An 18970-nucleotide genomic window follows, 5' to 3' on the forward strand; every position below is an offset into this window, starting at 1 on the left:
CTGGCACACCACACACTCGGACTGCGCTCAGCGAACAACCGACATCAGGATGATGACGATGAAAAGCAAGACCATGATGGATAGATCCAAGCGAACTCCACCGAGGTTGATCGGGGGGATCAATCTGCGGAGCAGTTTCACCGGAGGATCGGTGATCGTAAAAATGGTTTCGAGAATGACTGCGACCAATCCGGTCGGTCGCCAATCTCTGGCAAACGAACGAACGAACTCGACGATCACTCTGCCGATCAGCAACAGCCAGAAGACAACCAGCACCAGATAGATCACAGAGAGAAGCGCGTCCACACCCTCACTCTGCCTGACTTCTGCGTTGTGTCCAAAACAGACACACCGCAGCAATTCCGGAAACGGTCCGCATCGAGTCCGTCTTGTAACGGCCGGCGATGGGTCCGAATGCGGCGCCCGCCGAGACGGGCCGCCGTTCGAATGTGCTCACGTCACCCCTGCTCAGGGGCCGGACTGCGGTCGAGACCATCATTTCTGGCTGTAGAAACCCGTCTCGGCGATCCGACGACGTTCCTCAGCGGAAACGTCGATGTCAGCCGGTGAGAGAAGAAACACTTTGGTGGCTACCTTGTCGAAAGAACCACGCAATGCGAACGCCAAGCCGGCCGCGAAATCGACCAGACGCTTCGCGTCGGCGTTGCTCATGTCGACCAGATCCATGATGACGGGCGTGCCGTCGCGGAAACGCTCACCGATGGTGCGGGCCTCTGCGTAGCTCTGCGGACGCAGTGTCGTGATCTTGGCGAGCGGGCCGCCGTCGTCGACAACCGGCGCACGTCGCGCTTCGGGTCGCTCGGCGCGCGCGTCGACCGCAAGGTTGCCGCGGCTGGCCGGACGCGGCGCCATCGCCGGGCGGCTACTGCGACTGGGAACGGTGTCGACGCGGGGCCGGGAATCGTAACGATCGAACTCCGCGTCCTCTTCGTCACGACGACTGGGCGCGTAGCTCGCCTTCGAGAAGGCAGGTTCGACGAACTCGCGGTCGTCGCGCTCGGCATAGCCGTCGTGACTACGACGGGGTGCGCGGCGAGCCTGATCGGGCTCCTCCACGTATTCGTCCTCGTAGTCATCGAGGGGAACCATGCCGAAGTAAGCCTTGAACTTATGCAGGTTGCTCATTGATCGACCTTCCTTGGCGCGGCGGAATCAATCCGACTGCGACCGGTCGCAGCGGTGTGGACGGGTTGGGCGATCACCTGAGCGATCACCTCGAGATTACTGGTCGTGAGCCGAGCAGTGCGGTTCCGACACGCACGCACGTGGAACCGTGGCGCACTGCAGCCTCCAGATCGCCGGTCATACCGGCGGAGAGTTCGGTTGCCCGTGGATGCGATTCGAGAATCAAAAGATGTGCCCTGCGGAGGATTTCGAACTGCTCGTCCGGAATTGATCCAAGTGGCGGGACGGCCATCAGTCCCGCGAATTCGAGACCTTCGGCTGATTCGATCCGCTCGGCAAGAGGGGTTAACTCCCCCGTCGGAACTCCGCCACGCGCAGGGTCTCCGTCGAGACTTACCTGGATGAGCACCCGCAGCGGCGCCTTGCGCTCGCCGTCGGCCAAAGCGCCGAGCGCCGCCCGATCGAGTGCATCAGCCAACCGCGCACTGTCGACCGAGTGAATTGCGTAGGCCCACTTCGCTACCGACCGAGCTTTGTTGCGCTGCAACTGCCCGATCATGTGCCAGCGAACCGGATCGTCGATCGCACCGCTGCGAGCAGCGCCGTCGAAATCCGCGACCTTCTCCACTGCTTCCTGCTCACGAGACTCACCGAATTCACGGCAGCCAAGTTCGTACAGGATCCGGGCGTCGGACGCCGGAAAGAACTTGGTAACTGGCAGCAGTGCGACGTCGGAAACTTCGCGACCGGCGGCAAGGCACGCGGCGGCCAGTCGCGCCCTCACCGAGTCGAGTGCCGTCGATATTTCTGTCAGCCGCATTTCCGTCTGTCGCATTTTCTGCCTAGACGGTTTCCTGCGCTGCGGGCGCTTCCATCCAGATCACTGCAGCTTGACGTCCGGTCAGTGATTCTCGGCGATGACTGAACAGCGCGCGGTCCTCGATCGTGCATCGCGGGTCCTCGGCGACACCGGACACACCCGCGGCGAGCAACTGCTTACGCAGTCCCGCACGCAGATCGAGTCCCGGTGTGCCCTTCTCGGTGCGAGTTGCGCTGCCCGGCAAGTGCTTTTCCACGTCGGCACGCATCGCGGCGGGAACCTCGTACTGGCGTCCGCTCGCCGCCGGACCGAGGAAGGCGCCGATACGCGAGACGTCCGCGCCCTGTCGCACCATCTCCGCGAGGACGCGCGGGACGATACCGATGCGGGCACCGATCCGTCCGGCATGAACAGCCGCGATGACACCGGCCTCCTCGTCGGAAAGAAGTACAGGAACACAGTCTGCGCTGAGAGTGGCGAGCGCCAGGCCGGGAACGGTGGTGACGAGAGCATCCGTCACCGGAACGACCTCGTCGGTCGGTTCCGTCACGACAGTGACGTTGCGCGAATGGATTTGTTCCATCCACACGAGATGGTCAGGCTCGACGCCTATTTCGCGTGCCAGACGACGGCGATTCGCATCGACGGCTGCCGGATCGTCTCCGACGTGATCGCCGAGATTGAACGACTCGTACGGCGACGCGGAAACACCACCGGCTCGGCTGGTCACGACGCGGCGAATGCGGGTGCGGGTGGTCGACTTCTCGGTACTCAAGATAAGTGTGCTCACAAACGTCGAAAGTTGTCGTCCGGCTCAGACGTGACCGGACATCCAGTCAAGAACAGGGTACCCAGAAATTCCGGGCACCCTGTTCTCGAAACTGTTTGTAGCCCTACGTCAGCGACGCATGAAGACGGGCACGTCGACGTCGTCGTCGCCCTCGTCTTCCTGGACCGGCGCATGGCGTGGGCCACCGATCGGAGGCAAGCTGCCCGAACCGATGGTCTCGCGCGCTGCGGAAATCGGCTGCTCGCCAGCAGGTTCGGCGGCAACCGGTGACCGGCCGACCTCACCTGCACGCCCCGCGCCGATTGCTCCACGTCCCTGCGCGGTCGACTCCACGGGACGACGAGCCGGAGCTCCACCGTCGAACCCCGCAGCGATGACCGTCACACGAACCTCGTCACCGAGCGAATCGTCGATGACCGTTCCGAAGATGATGTTGGCGTCGATGTGGGCAGCTTCCTGCACCAGCGACGCCGCCTCGTTGATCTCGAAGAGGCCGAGATCGCTGCCACCGGCGATCGAGAGCAGAACGCCGCGGGCGCCTTCCATCGACGCTTCGAGGAGAGGCGAATTGATCGCGGATTCCGCCGCCTTGATCGCGCGCCCCTCACCACGGGAGGAACCGATGCCCATCAATGCACTGCCGGCACCGGACATGACACCCTTGACGTCCGCGAAGTCGACGTTGATCAGACCCGGGGTGGTGATGAGGTCGGTGATGCCCTGGACGCCGTTGAGGAGAACCTCGTCGGCGCTGCGGAACGCGTCCATCAGGCTGACTGCGGCATCACCCAACTGAAGCAGGCGATCGTTGGGAATGACGATCAGCGTGTCGCAGGACTCGCGGAGCGCCTGAATTCCGGTATCCGCCTGTCCCCCACGACGCTTGCCCTCGAAGGAGAACGGCCGTGTCACGACACCGACGGTGAGTGCGCCCAGCTTCCGGGCGATGCTTGCCACGACAGGGGCACCACCGGTTCCGGTGCCACCACCCTCGCCTGCGGTCACGAACACCATGTCGGCGCCCTTGATGACCTCTTCGATCTCGTCCTTGTGATCCTCGGCTGCCTTGCGACCCACTTCGGGATCAGCACCGGCGCCGAGGCCACGGGTCAATTCACGACCGACGTCGAGCTTGACGTCGGCGTCACTCATCAGAAGGGCTTGCGCGTCCGTGTTGACCGCGATGAACTCGACTCCCTTGAGTCCTTGTTCGATCATGCGGTTGACTGCGTTCACGCCGCCGCCGCCGATGCCGACGACCTTGATTACGGCGAGGTAGTTGTGCGGGGGCGTCATCGGCTCTCGCCTTCCGTGTCGTGTTTCACGCTGCTTGTCAGTGCTGCTGTCTTTTTACTGCTGCTGTGTTTTTACTGCTGCTGTGTTTGCTGCTGCTGTTGTTCGAGATAAACCCTAAACCTCAACCACAGGGTTAGAGTTATGTCAAGTATTCGATCTGAAACGAAACGCTATGCACCGTCGTCGCGTTCCGCCATTAGGCGCGCCGAGACACACCGAAGTATTTGCCACGCACTGACGCACGAGCGCACCGTGCGCTATCGCACCGTCGGAAGATCGGGACTGGACACGTCGTACGTCTGCCCCGGCTGGGTCAACAGCGGAAGCGTCACGGCAGCCTTACGATCCGAGTGCTCGACACCACCCCAGTTTACGACGCGACCGTCGAGCAGGGTCAGCGAGACACTCGAAATCGACCGAGCGGCAACCTCTCCCACCTGAAACCTCAGATCCGGCGGCAACACCGACAACACCTCGAGAGCGGCGAGCGTCGGCTCGTCGTTCCACCCGGGTGTCGGTGTCACCAGACGCGGAACCCCAGGCGGTGGGACGCCCATCTCGAAGTCGACGCCCTTCTCGTCCAGCAGGTGTGCGCCCTCGGGTGAGTCGACGAAGACAACCGGTACCCGCTCGGTGACCGTGACGCGGATGGTCGACGGATACATCCGCTGCACCCGGGCCGAGGCGACCTTCGGAATCGTCGCGACACGTGCGGCGGCTGCGCCGGTATCGACCCGCATCAACGGCTGACCGGTCGGTACGGCCAGGAGTGAAAGGATCTGTTCCTCACTGACGGTCGTCGCACCGAGAACTTCGGTGCCCCGGACCGAGAGCACCGGAGACAACCAGGCCGTCAGCGCAATTCCCACCACCAGCACGATTGCCAGCGGTGCCATGATCAGCGGTCGCTTGAACCACTTACGAGTCGGTGTGGGTTCGGGAGCCGGCTCCGTCGACCGCGTCGAGTATCGCGATTCGGTGCGAGTACTGCGCCGACGCGTACTGGTGGCTTGTCTGGCTCGAGGATCTCGACGCCCGCGCCGACTTCGTGCGTCGGGTGTCATCGCGGCGCGGGATGCGGCGCCGAACGCAAAGCATCGAGGATCTGTTTGCCGAGCATGGTCACATCACCGGCACCCATCGTGATGACGATGTCGCCGGGGTGAGCCAATGCCGCGACCTGCTTCGGCGCCTGGGACAGATCAGGTTGATAGTGAACAGGTTTGGTGACCGATTGAGCGACCAGCGCACCGCTGACGCCCGGCATCGGCTCTTCGCGAGCGCCGTACACGTCGAGAACAACTACCTCGTCGGCCAAGTCCAGTGCCTGCGCGAACTCCTCGGCGAACGCGGCTGTGCGCGAATAGAGGTGAGGTTGGAATACCACGATTACACGCCCGGCTGCCGAATTGGTCGACGACGAATCGTCTTCCGGTCGAACCAGATCCGCGGCCGCGCCGAGGACCGCGCGAACTTCGGTCGGATGGTGGGCGTAGTCGTCGAACACCCGGACACCACGCTCGCGACCGGTGAACTGGAACCGGCGGTGGACACCACCGAATCCTGCGAGCCCTTCGACGATTTCCTCCGTCTCGGCGCCGGCGTCACGGGCGGCCAGCAGAGCGGCCAGCGCGTTGAGCGCCATGTGCCGACCCGGCACTGCCATCCGCACGGTTCGCGCAGCGCTCTCCCCCGCCAGGTGGAACTGCAGGACTCCGCCGACGTCGTGTGCGTGGAAGCCCAGCAGTCGGACTCCGACCTCGACACCGTCGACAGGCTCGAAGGCAGTGCCCGCCTCCACTTCCTGCGTATCCGCGGACCCGTAACCGAGTACCCGGATGTCCGAACGACCCGAGGCCACGATTCGCTTCGCGAGATCCGCCGATCCTGGATCGTCGAGGCAGACAATCAGGAGCCCGCCCGGGCGTAGCTTGTCGACAAAATCGTCGAACACCTGCACATACGCTTCGACGCTGCCGAAGTAGTCGAGGTGATCGGCCTCGATGTTGGTCACGACGATGACGTTGGGGTCGTACTGCAGGAGCGACCCGTCACTTTCGTCCGCCTCGGCGACAAAGACGTCACCGCTGCCGTGATGGGCATTCGTTCCCGCTTCGTTGAGTTCGCCACCAACGGCAAACGAGGGGTCGAAACCACAGTGCTGCAGGGCAACCACGAGCATCGATGTCGTCGACGTCTTGCCGTGTGTACCCGAAACCAGGAACGTGCGATTGCCCTGCATCAGTGATGCTAGGACGGCCGGCCGAAGAATCACCGGGATTCCGCGGCGAGCGGCCTCGACGAGTTCGGGGTTGTCCTTCGGGATGGCCGCGTGGGTCGTGACGACGACGGTCGGTCCGCCTGGTAGCAGGTCGAGAGCATCGGCGTCATGACCGATCCGGACCTGTGCCCCGCGTGCACGAAGCGCCAGGACTCCTCGGCTCTCCTTCGCGTCCGAACCCGAGACGAGGCCTCCGCGGGAAAGCAGAATTCGCGCGATGCCGGACATGCCGGCACCGCCGATTCCGACCATGTGTACTCGCTCGAGGTGGGCGGGCAGCGCGGTCATCGGTTTCCCCTTGCGTTTTCCTGGACGGCGTTTTCCTTTGCCGCGATGTCGAGCACGATCCGTGCGATCTCGGTTGCCGCCGTACGGTGTCCGACGTTGGCAGCGCCACTGCTCATCTTTTCGAGGCGCGCGCTGTCACTGAGCATCGGGACGACGGTACCGGCGACAAACGTCGGCGTGAGGTCGTTGTCGGAGACGATGATCGCGCCGCCTGCTGCGACAACGGGTTTCGCGTTGAGCTCCTGCTCACCGTTGCCGTGCGGCAGCGGAACGTAAACGGCCGGAAGCCCGACCGCCGAGACCTCGGCGACCGTCATCGCACCAGAACGACAGATGGTCGCGTCGGCTGCCGCATACGCGAGATCCATCCGCGAAAGATAAGGAACAGCCACGTACGGTGCCGTCTCCGAGTACTGCGTGACCTCGAGGGAGTTCTTGGGTCCGTGTGCGTGCAACACCGAGATTCCCGCTTTCGCGAGTTCCTGGGCAGCGCCGGAGACCGCGTCGTTGAGCGACTTCGCGCCCTGCGATCCGCCGAAGACGAGTAGAACGGGACCGTCCTGCGGCAGTCCGAAGTACTCGCGCGCTTGCGAACGAAGTCCCGCTCGATCGAAATTGGCGATCGACGCCCGGACCGGAATGCCGACGATCTCGGCGTCCTGATCGCCGCGGTTCTTCACACCCGACCCCGGAACGGCGGCAAGCACGCGCGTCGCCAGGCGAGCACCGATCTTGTTCGCGATTCCGGCACTGGCGTTCGCCTCGTGGATGACGATCGGAATCTTGCGTCGGCGGCGAAGAACACCACCACGGGCGGCAAGGTACGCCGGAAGCGCGACGTAGCCACCGAAGCCGACGATCACGTCGGCGTCGACGGAATCGAGTACCTCGCGGGTCTTGCGTACCGACGCGAGGATGCGTGTCGGCAGTTTGACGAGATCCATCGTGGGCTTACGAGGAAGCGGAACCGGCGGAATGAGCTCGAGTGTGTAGCCGCGCGCAGGCACCAAGGTGGTTTCGAGACCACGCGCAGTTCCGAGTGCAGTGATCCTCGTGTCGGGCGCAGCGGCCTTGACCGCGTCCGCGACCGCAAGAGCGGGTTCGATATGACCAGCCGTGCCTCCCCCTGCCACCACTACCGACAGAGCCGATTTATTGCCGCTCACCTACGAATTCCTCGCTCTCGAACTTCTCGTGGATCTTGTGCCCTACGTGTCGGCGCCTGCCGACGCTGACCATTCTGCCCTCCCGCGGTGCGCTTCCGTGACCCAGCGGCCGCACCTCGGGCGGAATCCGCGGTAGTACGAGCGCCTTGATCTGCCCGCTTGCGTCGATCACCCGTCTCGATCGCACGCCGGCCGTCGCGTCCGCGAGCCGGTTCGATCTGCCGCGTGGGCTTCGGTCGACGGATCGGCCGACCCCCTGAAGGCGGGTGGTACAGCACCGGCTTGGGGAGTCTGAGCAACTTCGAGATCTTGCCGTCCTGCCCGGAGTTCAGAGCGGCAACCGCTTCGGGCTCGTGGCGAGCAGCATTGGCGATGACACCGAACATGAACAGTGTGATCGCCAAGGACGAACCACCGGCGGAGACCAAGGGCAACTGGAGTCCGGTCACCGGCAGCAGTCCGATGACGTAGCCGATGTTGATCATTGCCTGGCCGACGATCCAGGTAGTTGCGGTGGCCGAGAGGAGCCGCCAGAACGGATCGATGCTGCGGGCTGCGATGCGCAATCCCGTGTAGACGAATACGGCGAACAACCCGATCACTACCGCACAGCCGACAAATCCCAGCTCTTCGCCGATGATCGCGAAGATGAAGTCGTTGTGAGCGTTCGGCAGGTAGTTCCATTTGGCGACGCTCTGCCCGAGTCCGCGTCCGAGCAAGCCTCCGTCGGCGAGGGAATACAGAGCCTGCTTGGCCTGGTAGTTGTTGCCCTGCAGGTCATCGCTCTTGTTGAAGAAGGCCTGAACTCGATCGGAACGATAACCGGCCGTCATGGCCAGCACGCCTGCCACGACAACGCCCGTCACCGCGATCGAGCCGAAGAGCTTCAGTGGCAGCCCACCGAACCACAGCAGGGCCCCGACGATGATTCCCAATGCGATTGTCGTACTGAGGTTCGGTTGCGCGACGACCAGCGCGAAGACCAGCATCGCGGCGGGCACGAGCGGAATCAGGATCGACTTCACGGATCGGTCGTCCGGTCGCCTCGAGGCCAACAGATGTGCGCCCCAGATCGCCAGTGCGACCTTCATGATTTCCGAGGGCTGCACCGAGAATCCGCCGACGTTGAACCAGCGACGTGCGCCCTGCGCTTCGGTGCCGATTCCCGGAATCAGGACGAGTACCAGCATGATCAGCACGACGACGAACAGCGGAAACGAATACTGCCGGAGCACTCTCGCCGGAATCCGCAGCGCGACGTAGAAGAGCACCGCCCCGAGAATCGCGAAGATCAACTGCTGGGTGAACAACGAATATGCCGAGCCGCCGGACACGTACTGCTCGACGCTCGACGCCGACAGAACCATCACGAGCCCCAAGACAGTTAACATCGTGGCAATCGTCACCACCAGGTGGAACGACGCCAACGGACGCGCCAACCAGGCACCGATTCGGGTCTTGGGACCCTTGGTCATCGCAGGTTCCCGGCTTCGCCAGGCGAATCTGTATACGGATCAGGCAGCGCGGCTACTGCGGCGGCGAAGCTGTCACCGCGATGCCCGTAACTGACAAACATGTCCAAGGACGCGGCGGCCGGCGCGAGTACGACGGCGTCACCCGGGGATGCCAAGTCGGCAGCTTCGACTACCACTGCGGCCATGACGGCATCCGCGTCGGCACCCGGCGGCAGCCGGATGGTGAGAGTCGAGTTGCTGCTGTTTTCGCTCACCACTGCATCGTCCCCCGACATCACGTGCACCACGGGAACATCGGGCGCGTGTCGCGCGAGCGCGTCCTCGATCACACCAGCGTCACGGCCGAGAAGGACAGCGCCGGAGAGTCTCGGGCCGACTTCGCTCACCAACTGGTCGACGCTTGCTCCCTTGAGTAGACCGCCTGCAACCCAGACGACGCGATCGTGCGCGAGTATCGACGGTCTGGCCGCGTGCGGATTGGTGGCCTTGGAATCGTCGATGTACACAACGGACCCGACACGGCCGACCAGCGCCCCGCGGTGTGGGCCGACCTTGTGTGCGGCCAGTCCACGCTCGACGACGCCTGCGTCGAATCCGAGTGCCCGTGCCAAGGCGGCAGCGGCCAGCGCGTCCATGACGCCGGCCGGACCGGCCGGATCTATGGACGCCGCTTCGGCCAAGCGGACGTGATCGCCGAACGCATTGTCGACGAGGTATCCCCCGTCGACACCGAGTTCTCCTTCGCCCGGTTCACCCAATCTGAACCCGGTGACTTTGTCTGCAGTGGCGCGAGTTCCCAGCTCGGACGCGATTGCGTCATCGAGGCCGACCACCGCGACCTTTCCACTCAATGCCCGCGACTTGGCCTCGGCGTACGCACTCATTCCGCCGTGCCAGTCGAGGTGATCCTCGGCGACGTTGAGGACCACGCCGGCATCCGGACGTACCGAAGGCGCCCAGTGCAGTTGGAACGAGGACAGTTCGACAGCGAGGTACTCCACGCGCGGCGACGTCTCGGCGAGCGCGTCGAGAATCGGCAGCCCGATGTTCCCGCAGGCGCGGCCGACAACTCCGGCGGCGTCGAGAATCGAGGCCAGCATCGACGTCGTCGTGGTCTTTCCGTTGGTCCCCGTCACGACGAGCCACTTGCGCGGCGAGCCGAAGTGCCCGCTGTGGTCGACGCGCCAGGAGAACTCGACGTCTCCCCAAATGGGAATCCCGTGACCGGCGGCGGCTGCCAGGATCGGTGCATCCGGACGAAAGCCGGGACTGGTGACAACGAGCCCGTAGTCGGTGATCGAATCCGGGGCATCCTCGATCGAGGTGGTGGTCACCATGTCCGCGCCGAGTTCGGCGCAGCGCTCCGCGAAGTCCAGAGTCGAATCGGCAACCGTCACGACGGCTCCGAGTGCGACAAGAGGCTCGATGGTGGCTTGACCGGACACCCGCCCACCGGCGACCAGCACTCGCGTACCGCGGAGCCAGGACAGATCGTTCTCGGAATCCGCTGAGCTGGTCATGGTTTTCAGCCTCCGAGCGCTGCGAGGTATTCGCTGTAGAAGAGTGCCAATCCGATTGCCGACGCGATAGCCGCCAGCAACCAGAATCTGATGATCACCGTGGTTTCAGCCCACCCGGCGAGTTCGAAGTGGTGATGGAACGGTGCCATTCGGAACACCCGCCGTCGGCTGGACCGGAACACCGCTACCTGGATCACCACCGACGCGGCCTCCGCGACGAACAGTGCGCCGATGACAACCATCAGCAGTTCCGTGCTGGTGGTGATCGACAACCCCGCGAGCATGCCGCCGAGGGCAAGAGAACCGGTGTCGCCCATGAAGATCTTGGCAGGTGCGGCGTTCCACCACAGGAAACCGATGCACGCGCCGGCGCCGGCCGCGCAGAGCACCGCAAGATCGAGTGGATCGCGGACGTCGTAGCAACCCTTGCCCGGGTTGGTCTCACACGAGTAGCGGAACTGCCAGAACGTGATGATGACGTAGGCGCCGAGAACGAAACTCATCGCCCCGGCGGCCAGACCGTCCAGGCCGTCGGTCAGGTTGACGGCATTGGACCAGGCGCTGACCAGTAGGTAGCAGAACGCGATGAAGACCACGGAACCGAGTGAGACGGTGGCGATGTCACGAACGTACGACAGATGAACACTGCCCGGAGTCAGCCCGTCGTCACCGCGGAACTGAAGGGCCAAGATACCGAAGGCAATTGCTGCGACGAACTGTCCGACCAGCTTCGCTGTCTTGTTCAGTCCGAGATTGCGCTGCTTGCGGATCTTGATGAAGTCGTCGAGGAAACCGACTCCGCCGAGAGCTGTGGTCAGACCCAGAACGAGGAGCCCGGACGCCGATGGCCCCTCCGCGTTGTCCATGCCGAGACCGATGAGGTGCGAGCCGAGATAGCCGGCCCAGATTCCGGTCAGGATCGCGACGCCGCCCATGGTGGGGGTGCCGCGCTTGGCCTGGTGACTGGCCGGACCTTCGGTTCGGATCTCCTGCCCGAAACCTTGTTTCGAGAACGCCTTGATCAGGATCGGCGTGAGCATGATGGAGACCGCGAGCGCGATGCCTGCGGCGAGAAGAATCTGGATCACTGCGAATCCCCGCTGTTCTCGCCGTCAGTGTTCTCGTCACCAGTGTGGTTCTCGCTGCCGGTGTTCTCGCCGTCGGCGCCTGGCGTTGCGGCCAGAATCGCTTCGGCGACCGTCCACAGTTCAACCGACTTGGACGCCTTCACCAGTACGAGATCGCCGGGTTCGAGTTCTGCTTCGAGGATGGCAATTGCCGCAGCTGCGTCGGGCACGACGACGGACTCGTCACCCCACGACCCCTCCATCACCGCTCCTTGATGCATCGCACGTGAGGTGCGGCCCGTTCCGACGACGATCAACTTGCTGACGTCGAGCCTGACGACAAGGCGACCGATCGCGTCGTGCTCGACCACCGACTCCGGCCCGAGTTCACCCATCTCACCGAGCACAGCCCAGCTTCGACGCCCGAAGTGCCGATCCGATCGTGCCATGGACACCAACGCCTTGAGGGCGGCGCGCATGGAATCGGGATTGGCATTGTAACTGTCGTTGACAACGGTGACGCCGTCGGCGCGCTCGGTAACTTCCATTCGCCTCGCGGACGCTGCCTTCGTGCCCTCGAGGACACGCGCGATGTCTTCAACCGCGAGGCCGTTCTCGAGTGCGACAGCCGCAGCGGCAAGAGCATTGCTCACGTGATGTTCGCCGTGCACGGCCAGACGAATACGTGCCGAACCCTGCGAACAGCTCAGTGTGAAGGAAGCCCGGGCCTGATCGTCGACGACCACGTCGGTCGCCCGAACGTCGCAGTCTTCCGACTGGCCGACGAATACGATCCGGGCTTTGGTCCGGCTCGCCATTGCGGCGACCATGCGGTCGTCGGCGTTGAGGACCGCGACGCCACCGTCGGCTGCCGACGGGAGTGCTTCCACCAGTTCACCTTTGGCGACAGCGATCGCTTCACGGGAACCGAATTCACCGAGGTGAGCGGTACCCACGTTGAGAACGACGCCGATCTTCGGCGGCGCAATCTCGGTCAGCTCGCCGACGTGGCCGACCCCCCGTGCCGACATCTCGAGGACCAGGAAGCGAGTCTTCGCGTCCGCGCGGAGGACCGTCCACGGCAAACCCAGTTCGTTGTTGAACGATCCGGGCGGCGCAACCACCTCACCGCGCTCGCGCAACAGCGCTGCAATCAGGTCCTTGGTCGAGGTCTTGCCCGCAGAACCGGTGACACCGACCAGCGTCAGCCCACCATCAGTTGCTGTTCCATCAGTTGCCAGTTCGTCGACGACTGCTCGGGCCAAAAGACCGAGGGCGTGCAGGACTGCGGCCCCGGATCCGTCGGTGTCGTGTTCGAGCAGCATCACCGCACTGGGACCGTCGTTCGGCACCGAAGGAACGACGATCGCCGGCACTCCGACCGGCCGCGCCGCGAGTACCGCGACGGCGCCTGCCGCCACCGCAGCTTCCGCGTGATCATGGCCGTCGACACGTGCGCCGGGTAGTGCGAGGAAAAGCCCACCTGGACTGACCTTGCGCGAATCGAATTCGACGGTTCCAGTCACCTGCGTCGACGAATCGTCGACGTCGTGCAGGGTTCCTCCGACGATCTCGGCGATCCGAGAGAGCGTCATCGGGATCATTACTTGCCTCCATGTGCTGTGTTGATCGCGAATCGGCCGATCATTTCGCCCAACACCTCGCGGTCGTCGAACGGGTGCTTGACCCCGTCGATTTCTTGACCTACTTCGTGGCCTTTGCCTGCCACCAGGACGACATCTCCTGGCTCTGCCCACCGGACCGCTTGCTCGATCGCGGTCGCCCGGTCCCCCACTTCACGAACCTCGCCGCGTTCCGATTCGGGCACGTCCATGGCGCCCTGCATCACCGAAGCACGAATCTTCGCCGGATCCTCGGAACGTGGGTTGTCGTCGGTGACGATCAGCAGGTCTGCACCTCGCGCACCCGCTTCACCCATGAGAGCCCGTTTGCCGGCGTCGCGATCTCCGCCCGCACCGACCACCACCGCAACTCGGCCGGGAACCTGGTTGCGCAGCGTGGCGATCACGGCTTCGAGCGCTGCCGGCTTGTGCGCGTAGTCGACCACAGCGAGAAAGCTCTGTCCACGGTCGATCCGCTGAACTCGTCCGGGGACATCCACAGTGCCGAGCGCTCGAACAGCGGCGTCCGGGTCGAGGCCGGCAGCAAAACTGACGGTCAACGCCAGCGCAGCGTTGGCCACGTTGTATCGCCCGGGGAGGCGAAGCGAGACCGGCCATGATTGTCCGTCGGGCCCGACCAACTCGAAAGTCTGTGAGCCGTCCTCGGCAACCTCGACCGCACCGACCTTCCATTCGGCCTCGGCCGTCGAGGTCGAGACCGTGGTCACTGCATCGCTCTCGTCGGTCGCGGCCAACTCGGCCATCCGTCGACCCCATACGTCGTCGACGCAGACGACGGCATGCTCGGCTCGCACCGTCGACTCGGGATCGAACAACCGAGCCTTGGCCTGGAAGTACTCCTCGAAGTCCCGATGGAAATCGAGGTGGTCCTGCGAAAGATTGGTGAAAGCGCCGATGTCGAAGCGGATGCCGTCGACGCGTCCGAGGGCGAGCGCGTGACTGGACACCTCCATGACGACGGTGTCGATCCCCTGCTCCGCCATCACGGCGAACAGAGCATGCAGTTGCGGAGCTTCCGGCGTGGTCAGCGCGCTGGGGACCCGGCGGCCGTCGATGCGAGTCTCTATGGTGCCCACCAGGCCGGGCTTGCGGCCGGCTCCGGCAATCGCTGCTTCGAGCAGGTATGACGTCGTGGTCTTGCCGGACGTGCCGGTGATGCCGACGACCTGCATCTTCTCTGAAGGTCGGCCGTAGATTTCCGCTGAGATCTCGCCGAGCACGTCCCGCGGATTCGGATGAACCAGAACCGGAACGGGACGGTCGGGCGCGTTGTCAGCGGCCTCTATCAATTCCAGGCCGGCCTCGTCGGTCAAGATCGCGGTCGCACCGCGCCCCAGAGCGTCGACGGCGAACTGAGCGCCGTGCGTCCTGGCACCGGGCAGAGCAGCGAAGAGGTCATCGGTCACGATTCCCTGCGCACGCAGGTCGACACCCTTGACGACCACCTCCGGTGACTGTGATCCCGGTTGTCCGACCCATTCGAGGCGAGCCCCGGACAGTTCGGACAGCGCCGTGACCGCGGTAGCAACCGGTTGTGTCGGACGCGTCCCGGGAGCGCCGTCCGAGTTCGACGATTGCAAACGATTCGGCACTGTCACTCGACTCCTGGGAATTGTCGTTGGTCTACGGCGGTCGTTGGTCTGTCGTCGGTCTGTGGCGATCGCAGCGCAAGCAAGGTACGGCGCACTGCAATGAATGAGATTACTGCGGCGTTTGAGATTACCGTGTCCGGGATTAACCCGAAGACCGTGTCGAACCCCACACCCGCAATCAGTCCGCCTGCAACACCAACTTGCGACCGGGGTCCGGCGACATCGGAACACTGTCACGCTGCAACATCCACGAGGCGATGTTGTGGAACAACGGCGCTGCCGATTGACCGCCCCCGCCGTCCACGCCGCGAACCGGGGCGTCGAGCATGATTCCGATCACGAATCGAGGGTTGTCCGCCGGCGCGATTCCCGCGAAGGTGATCCAGTAGTTGGAGTTGGAGTAGCACTTGCACGCGGGATCCACCTGCTGCGCGGTGCCCGTCTTGCCGCTGACCTGATATCCCTCGACGCCCGCGGCAACACCCGTTCCCCGTTGGTTACCCGTGTCTTCCTGAGTGACCGATCGGAACATGTCCCGAACCGTCGAGGCTGTCTGGGCGCTGACCACCTCGACGCCCTCGGGTTGCGGCGTCTCGGTTCGAGCGCCGGAAGAATCTACAGTCGACTTCACGATCCGCGGAGGAATTCGCACACCGTCGTTGGCAATAGCCTGGTACATCCCCGTCATCTGCAGGGTTGTCATCGACAGACCCTGACCGATCGGCAAGTTCGCGAAGGTTCCGCCGGACCACTGGTCGCGACTCGGAACGCTGCCCGCGCTCTCGCCGGGAAGTCCGACGTCGGTGCGTTGTCCGAGGCCGAACCTGTTCAGCATGTCTGCGTAGCGATCCTCGCCCACTCGCTGAGCGAGCATCAGCGTGCCGACGTTCGAGGACTTTCCGAACACACCGGTAGAGGTGTACGGAGCCACACCGTGATCCCACGCATCCTTGACTGTGGCGCCGGCCATCGTGATGCTGCCCGGGACCTGCAGAACTTCATCCGGAGTTGTCTTACCGTCCTCGATGGCCGCTGCAGCGGTGACGATCTTGTTCACCGATCCAGGTTCGAACGGTGTGCTGACCGACGGATTGCCCATTTCGACTGTCGGCGCGTTCTTGTCGATGCCGATCGCGGGGTTGAAGGTGCTGTCGTTGGACATGGCCAACACCTGCCCCGTCTTGGAGTCCATGACCACAACCGAGGCGTTCTTTGCGCCTGACTTGTCCTTGGCGATCTGAACCTGCTGCTGAACGTAGAACTGGAGATCCGAATCGATGGTCAGTTCGACGCCCGAACCGTTGACGGCCGGTTGCTTGTCACGCCAGCTACCGGGGATCACTGCCCCGTCCGAACCGCGGTCGTAGGTCTCGGATCCATCGGTTCCGGCGAGTGTGGAGTCCATCGAATCTTCGAGGCCGAGCAACCCGTGCCCGTCCCAACCGGTCGCGCCGACGAGATTCGCGGCCAGAGAGCCACCGGGGTACTCGCGGATGTCCTGTCGCTCGAGCCCGACCTCCCGGAACTTGTCCGAGATCTCGGCGGCAACTGCCGGGTCCACGCTGCGCGCGAGGTAGGTGAAAGTTTCGTTGCTGTTCATCTTCTGAAGTAGATCTTTTTCCGGAACGGTATCGCCGAGCTTGGCGTGGATTCCGGCTGCGATCTCAGCGAGGCGATCGCTCACTTCCGGCGCCTGCTTGGCGCCCTCGGCGCCCTGCTCGATGCTCTTGGCGCGCGCTTCCTCGAGCTCCTTGCGTACCCGCACCGGCTGGAAGGTCAGCGCCTTGGCTTCCATGGTGAACGCGAGAGGATTTCCGTTGCGGTCGGTAATCGAGCCGCGTACGGCGGGATCAACCTGCGTCGTGGTTCGTTGATTAGCGGACTCCGCGGCCAGACTCGGCGCGTCGATGCCCTGAATCCACAAGAGTTGCAATGCCGCAACGGCGAGCGCACCACACATGGTGATACGACCGACTCGCTGGCGAAACGGGAAGGAAGCGGTAGCCGAGCGGCGCGGACGCCGACCGGGGTTGTTACGGGAGTTCTGACTCACCGACGTTCCTCAGGCGGAGCAGGCACCGCCGTCGTGGTGGCGGGTGCTGTCGTCGTGGGGATCACAGGAACCAATTGTTCACTCTGCGCGAGGTTTCGCGTGTTATTGGGAACCCTCGGCGTGGCTCCCGGGACTACCGGCGGCGTGGTGCGCGGTGGCGTCGAGGTCGGTGCGGGGACCGACGTGGGCGCATCGAGCGGTGGCATCGCTCCGGCAGTCGCGGGCGTCGGCGTTCCGACGACCTCGACCGAACCATCCGGATGCACCACCAGGCGTGCAGGATCCTTGGCCGGGACCATGCCGAGAGCGCTGGCCTGATTTGCCAACTCCGGAGCCGAGTTACGCGACTGGAAGTCACGTTCGAGCGCTGCTTTCTGCTCGACCAAAGACTGGTTGTAAGCACGCGCATCACTGAGTTGGTACGAATCCTCAGCAGCGCGAGTGGTCAGCAGCAGGGTCACCGCAAGACCGATCGACAGCAGTCCGATGACGGAGGCCACGAACGGTACTCGTCCCTTGAGCATCGCTCGAGGAGAGATCGACGGGCCGGCAGCAGCGGCAGTTCCGGTCCGACCAGCCGCCCGTGCGGTGCGCTTCTCGTATGCGCGTTGCGCTGCACCGGATTTGCCCTGACCACTCATGCTCGCCTCCTGGAAATGCGTTCTGCGGCACGCAAACGCACCGGAGCTGATCGTGGGTTCTCTTCGATTTCCTGCTCGGACGCACGTTCTGCGCCACGGGTGAGAATGCGGAATTCCGGGCCCATTCCCGGCAACTCGACCGGCAGACCTTCAGGACTGGTGGACTTGGAGCGGGGAACCAACTCCGCCTTCACAACTCGGTCCTCGAGCGACTGGTAGGACATGAACACCACTCGTCCACCGACTGCCAGTGCGTCGAGCCCTGCAGGCACCGCTGCACGAAGCGAGTCCAACTCGGCATTGACTTCGATCCGCAGCGCTTGGAAGGTGCGCTTGGCCGGGTGTCCACCGGTACGTCGCGTGGCGGCCGGGATTGTCCGGTACAGCAACTCGACCAGAGCTGCACTGGTGGTGAAAGGTTCACGCTCACGCTGCCGAAGGACCTCGGACGCAATCTTTCCGGCGAATCTCTCTTCGCCGTACGTGCTCAGAATGCGAGCAAGGTCGCCGTGGCTGTAGGTGTTGAGAACCTCTGCCGCGGTCAGCCCGACCGTCTGATCCATTCGCATGTCGAGAGGGGCGTCGATCGAGTACGCAAAACCTCTGTCGGCTTCGTCCAGCTGCATCGACGACACACCCAGATCGAAGAGGATCGCGTGAACCGACTCCGTTGACGGCAGACCGGCCTGTTCGAGCGCGTCTTCGATCCCGTCATACGTGGTGTGCACGAACGTGGTTCGGTCTGCGAAGGGCGCCAGACGCTCGGAAGCGATACGGAGTGCATTGGTGTCGCGGTCGAGACCGATGAGATGAAGGCCCGGGTACTTGCCAAGGAAGAATTCGGAGTGGCCGCCGAGCCCCAACGTCGCATCGATCATGTAGGCGCCCGCACCACCGTCACCGACAGCTGTGATGGCAGGGCCGAGAAGATCGTCGGCGCGATGCAGAAGTACAGGGACGTGTGCGAAGCCATCGGCATCCGAGGGTTCGTTCACCTCGTGATCCACCATGATTGCTCCGGCTCCTACTTTCATGATTTCCGATGACTTTTCGAAAAGTTGCTGACTTTCCGAGAAGGCGATGACTGTTCGAGAAGGCGAATGCTTCGAGGTCCCTGCCCGAAGGAGAACCTGGCGCTGGGGAAGTGCGTCAGGGTCTTTCCGGGCAGAGGCCTCGCGGCATTCGCCGGGGG

General features: G+C 63.8%; 16 protein-coding genes. All 16 read right to left on the minus strand.

Features of this window, described 5'->3' with window-relative positions; genetic code table 11:
* Nucleotides 1-27: 27 nt before the first annotated feature.
* On the minus strand, nt 28-306 hold the full coding sequence (locus ACFQ6Y_RS21420) for a YggT family protein (RefSeq protein WP_003941780.1): 279 nt from the start codon (nt 304-306) through the stop codon (nt 28-30).
* Nucleotides 307-495: 189 nt separating this feature from the next.
* Entirely contained in the window at nt 496-1146 is a 651-nt protein-coding gene (locus tag ACFQ6Y_RS21425; protein WP_003941752.1) for a cell division protein SepF, read from the minus strand.
* Between the two features lie 85 nt (nt 1147-1231).
* A complete protein-coding gene (locus tag ACFQ6Y_RS21430) occupies nt 1232-1981 on the minus strand; it encodes a YggS family pyridoxal phosphate-dependent enzyme (RefSeq protein WP_378636932.1) in 750 nt (249 codons plus the stop codon).
* 7 nt (nt 1982-1988) lie between these two features.
* Nucleotides 1989-2756, minus strand: a complete 768-nt coding sequence (gene pgeF, locus ACFQ6Y_RS21435; protein WP_378448031.1) for a peptidoglycan editing factor PgeF — start codon at nt 2754-2756, stop codon at nt 1989-1991.
* Between the two features lie 108 nt (nt 2757-2864).
* Nucleotides 2865-4052 (minus strand): cell division protein FtsZ, encoded by a 1188-nt coding sequence (gene ftsZ / locus ACFQ6Y_RS21440; RefSeq protein ID WP_230813510.1) that lies wholly within the window; start codon nt 4050-4052, stop codon nt 2865-2867.
* A 257-nt stretch (nt 4053-4309) separates the two neighbouring features.
* Nucleotides 4310-4948, minus strand: a complete 639-nt coding sequence (locus ACFQ6Y_RS21445) for a cell division protein FtsQ/DivIB (RefSeq protein ID WP_378538904.1) — start codon at nt 4946-4948, stop codon at nt 4310-4312.
* A 164-nt stretch (nt 4949-5112) separates the two neighbouring features.
* Entirely contained in the window at nt 5113-6621 is a 1509-nt protein-coding gene (murC, locus tag ACFQ6Y_RS21450) for a UDP-N-acetylmuramate--L-alanine ligase (protein WP_378538813.1), read from the minus strand.
* Nucleotides 6618-7787, minus strand: a complete 1170-nt coding sequence (gene murG, locus ACFQ6Y_RS21455) for an undecaprenyldiphospho-muramoylpentapeptide beta-N-acetylglucosaminyltransferase (protein ID WP_378547147.1) — start codon at nt 7785-7787, stop codon at nt 6618-6620. Before murG ends, murC begins: the two co-directional genes overlap by 4 nt.
* Nucleotides 7784-9262, minus strand: coding sequence for a putative lipid II flippase FtsW (gene ftsW, locus ACFQ6Y_RS21460; RefSeq protein ID WP_378636945.1), 1479 nt, complete (start codon nt 9260-9262; stop codon nt 7784-7786). Before ftsW ends, murG begins: the two co-directional genes overlap by 4 nt.
* Nucleotides 9259-10782: a UDP-N-acetylmuramoyl-L-alanine--D-glutamate ligase gene (murD, locus tag ACFQ6Y_RS21465; protein WP_378636949.1), complete on the minus strand. Its 1524-nt coding sequence runs from the start codon at nt 10780-10782 to the stop codon at nt 9259-9261. Before murD ends, ftsW begins: the two co-directional genes overlap by 4 nt.
* A gap of 5 nt (nt 10783-10787) precedes the next feature.
* A complete protein-coding gene (gene mraY, locus ACFQ6Y_RS21470) occupies nt 10788-11870 on the minus strand; it encodes a phospho-N-acetylmuramoyl-pentapeptide-transferase (RefSeq protein WP_003941699.1) in 1083 nt (360 codons plus the stop codon).
* Nucleotides 11867-13453 (minus strand): UDP-N-acetylmuramoyl-tripeptide--D-alanyl-D-alanine ligase, encoded by a 1587-nt coding sequence (gene murF / locus ACFQ6Y_RS21475; RefSeq protein WP_378636952.1) that lies wholly within the window; start codon nt 13451-13453, stop codon nt 11867-11869. The genes mraY and murF overlap by 4 nt, the downstream gene beginning before the upstream one ends.
* Nucleotides 13453-15084, minus strand: coding sequence for a UDP-N-acetylmuramoyl-L-alanyl-D-glutamate--2,6-diaminopimelate ligase (locus ACFQ6Y_RS21480; RefSeq protein WP_378636955.1), 1632 nt, complete (start codon nt 15082-15084; stop codon nt 13453-13455). The genes murF and ACFQ6Y_RS21480 overlap by 1 nt, the downstream gene beginning before the upstream one ends.
* A 178-nt stretch (nt 15085-15262) precedes the next feature.
* A complete protein-coding gene (locus tag ACFQ6Y_RS21485; RefSeq protein ID WP_378547131.1) occupies nt 15263-17137 on the minus strand; it encodes a peptidoglycan D,D-transpeptidase FtsI family protein in 1875 nt (624 codons plus the stop codon).
* Nucleotides 17134-17778 (minus strand): hypothetical protein, encoded by a 645-nt coding sequence (locus tag ACFQ6Y_RS21490; RefSeq protein WP_378636958.1) that lies wholly within the window; start codon nt 17776-17778, stop codon nt 17134-17136. Before ACFQ6Y_RS21490 ends, ACFQ6Y_RS21485 begins: the two co-directional genes overlap by 4 nt.
* Nucleotides 17775-18788 carry a 16S rRNA (cytosine(1402)-N(4))-methyltransferase RsmH gene (gene rsmH / locus ACFQ6Y_RS21495; RefSeq protein ID WP_230813526.1) on the minus strand — a complete coding sequence of 338 codons (1014 nt, stop codon included), beginning with the start codon at nt 18786-18788 and terminating at the stop codon, nt 17775-17777. The genes ACFQ6Y_RS21490 and rsmH overlap by 4 nt, the downstream gene beginning before the upstream one ends.
* Nucleotides 18789-18970: the final 182 nt, after the last annotated feature.

This window comes from Rhodococcus sp. NPDC056516 (genome assembly GCF_042794655.1).
GTDB lineage: Bacteria > Actinomycetota > Actinomycetes > Mycobacteriales > Mycobacteriaceae > Rhodococcus_F.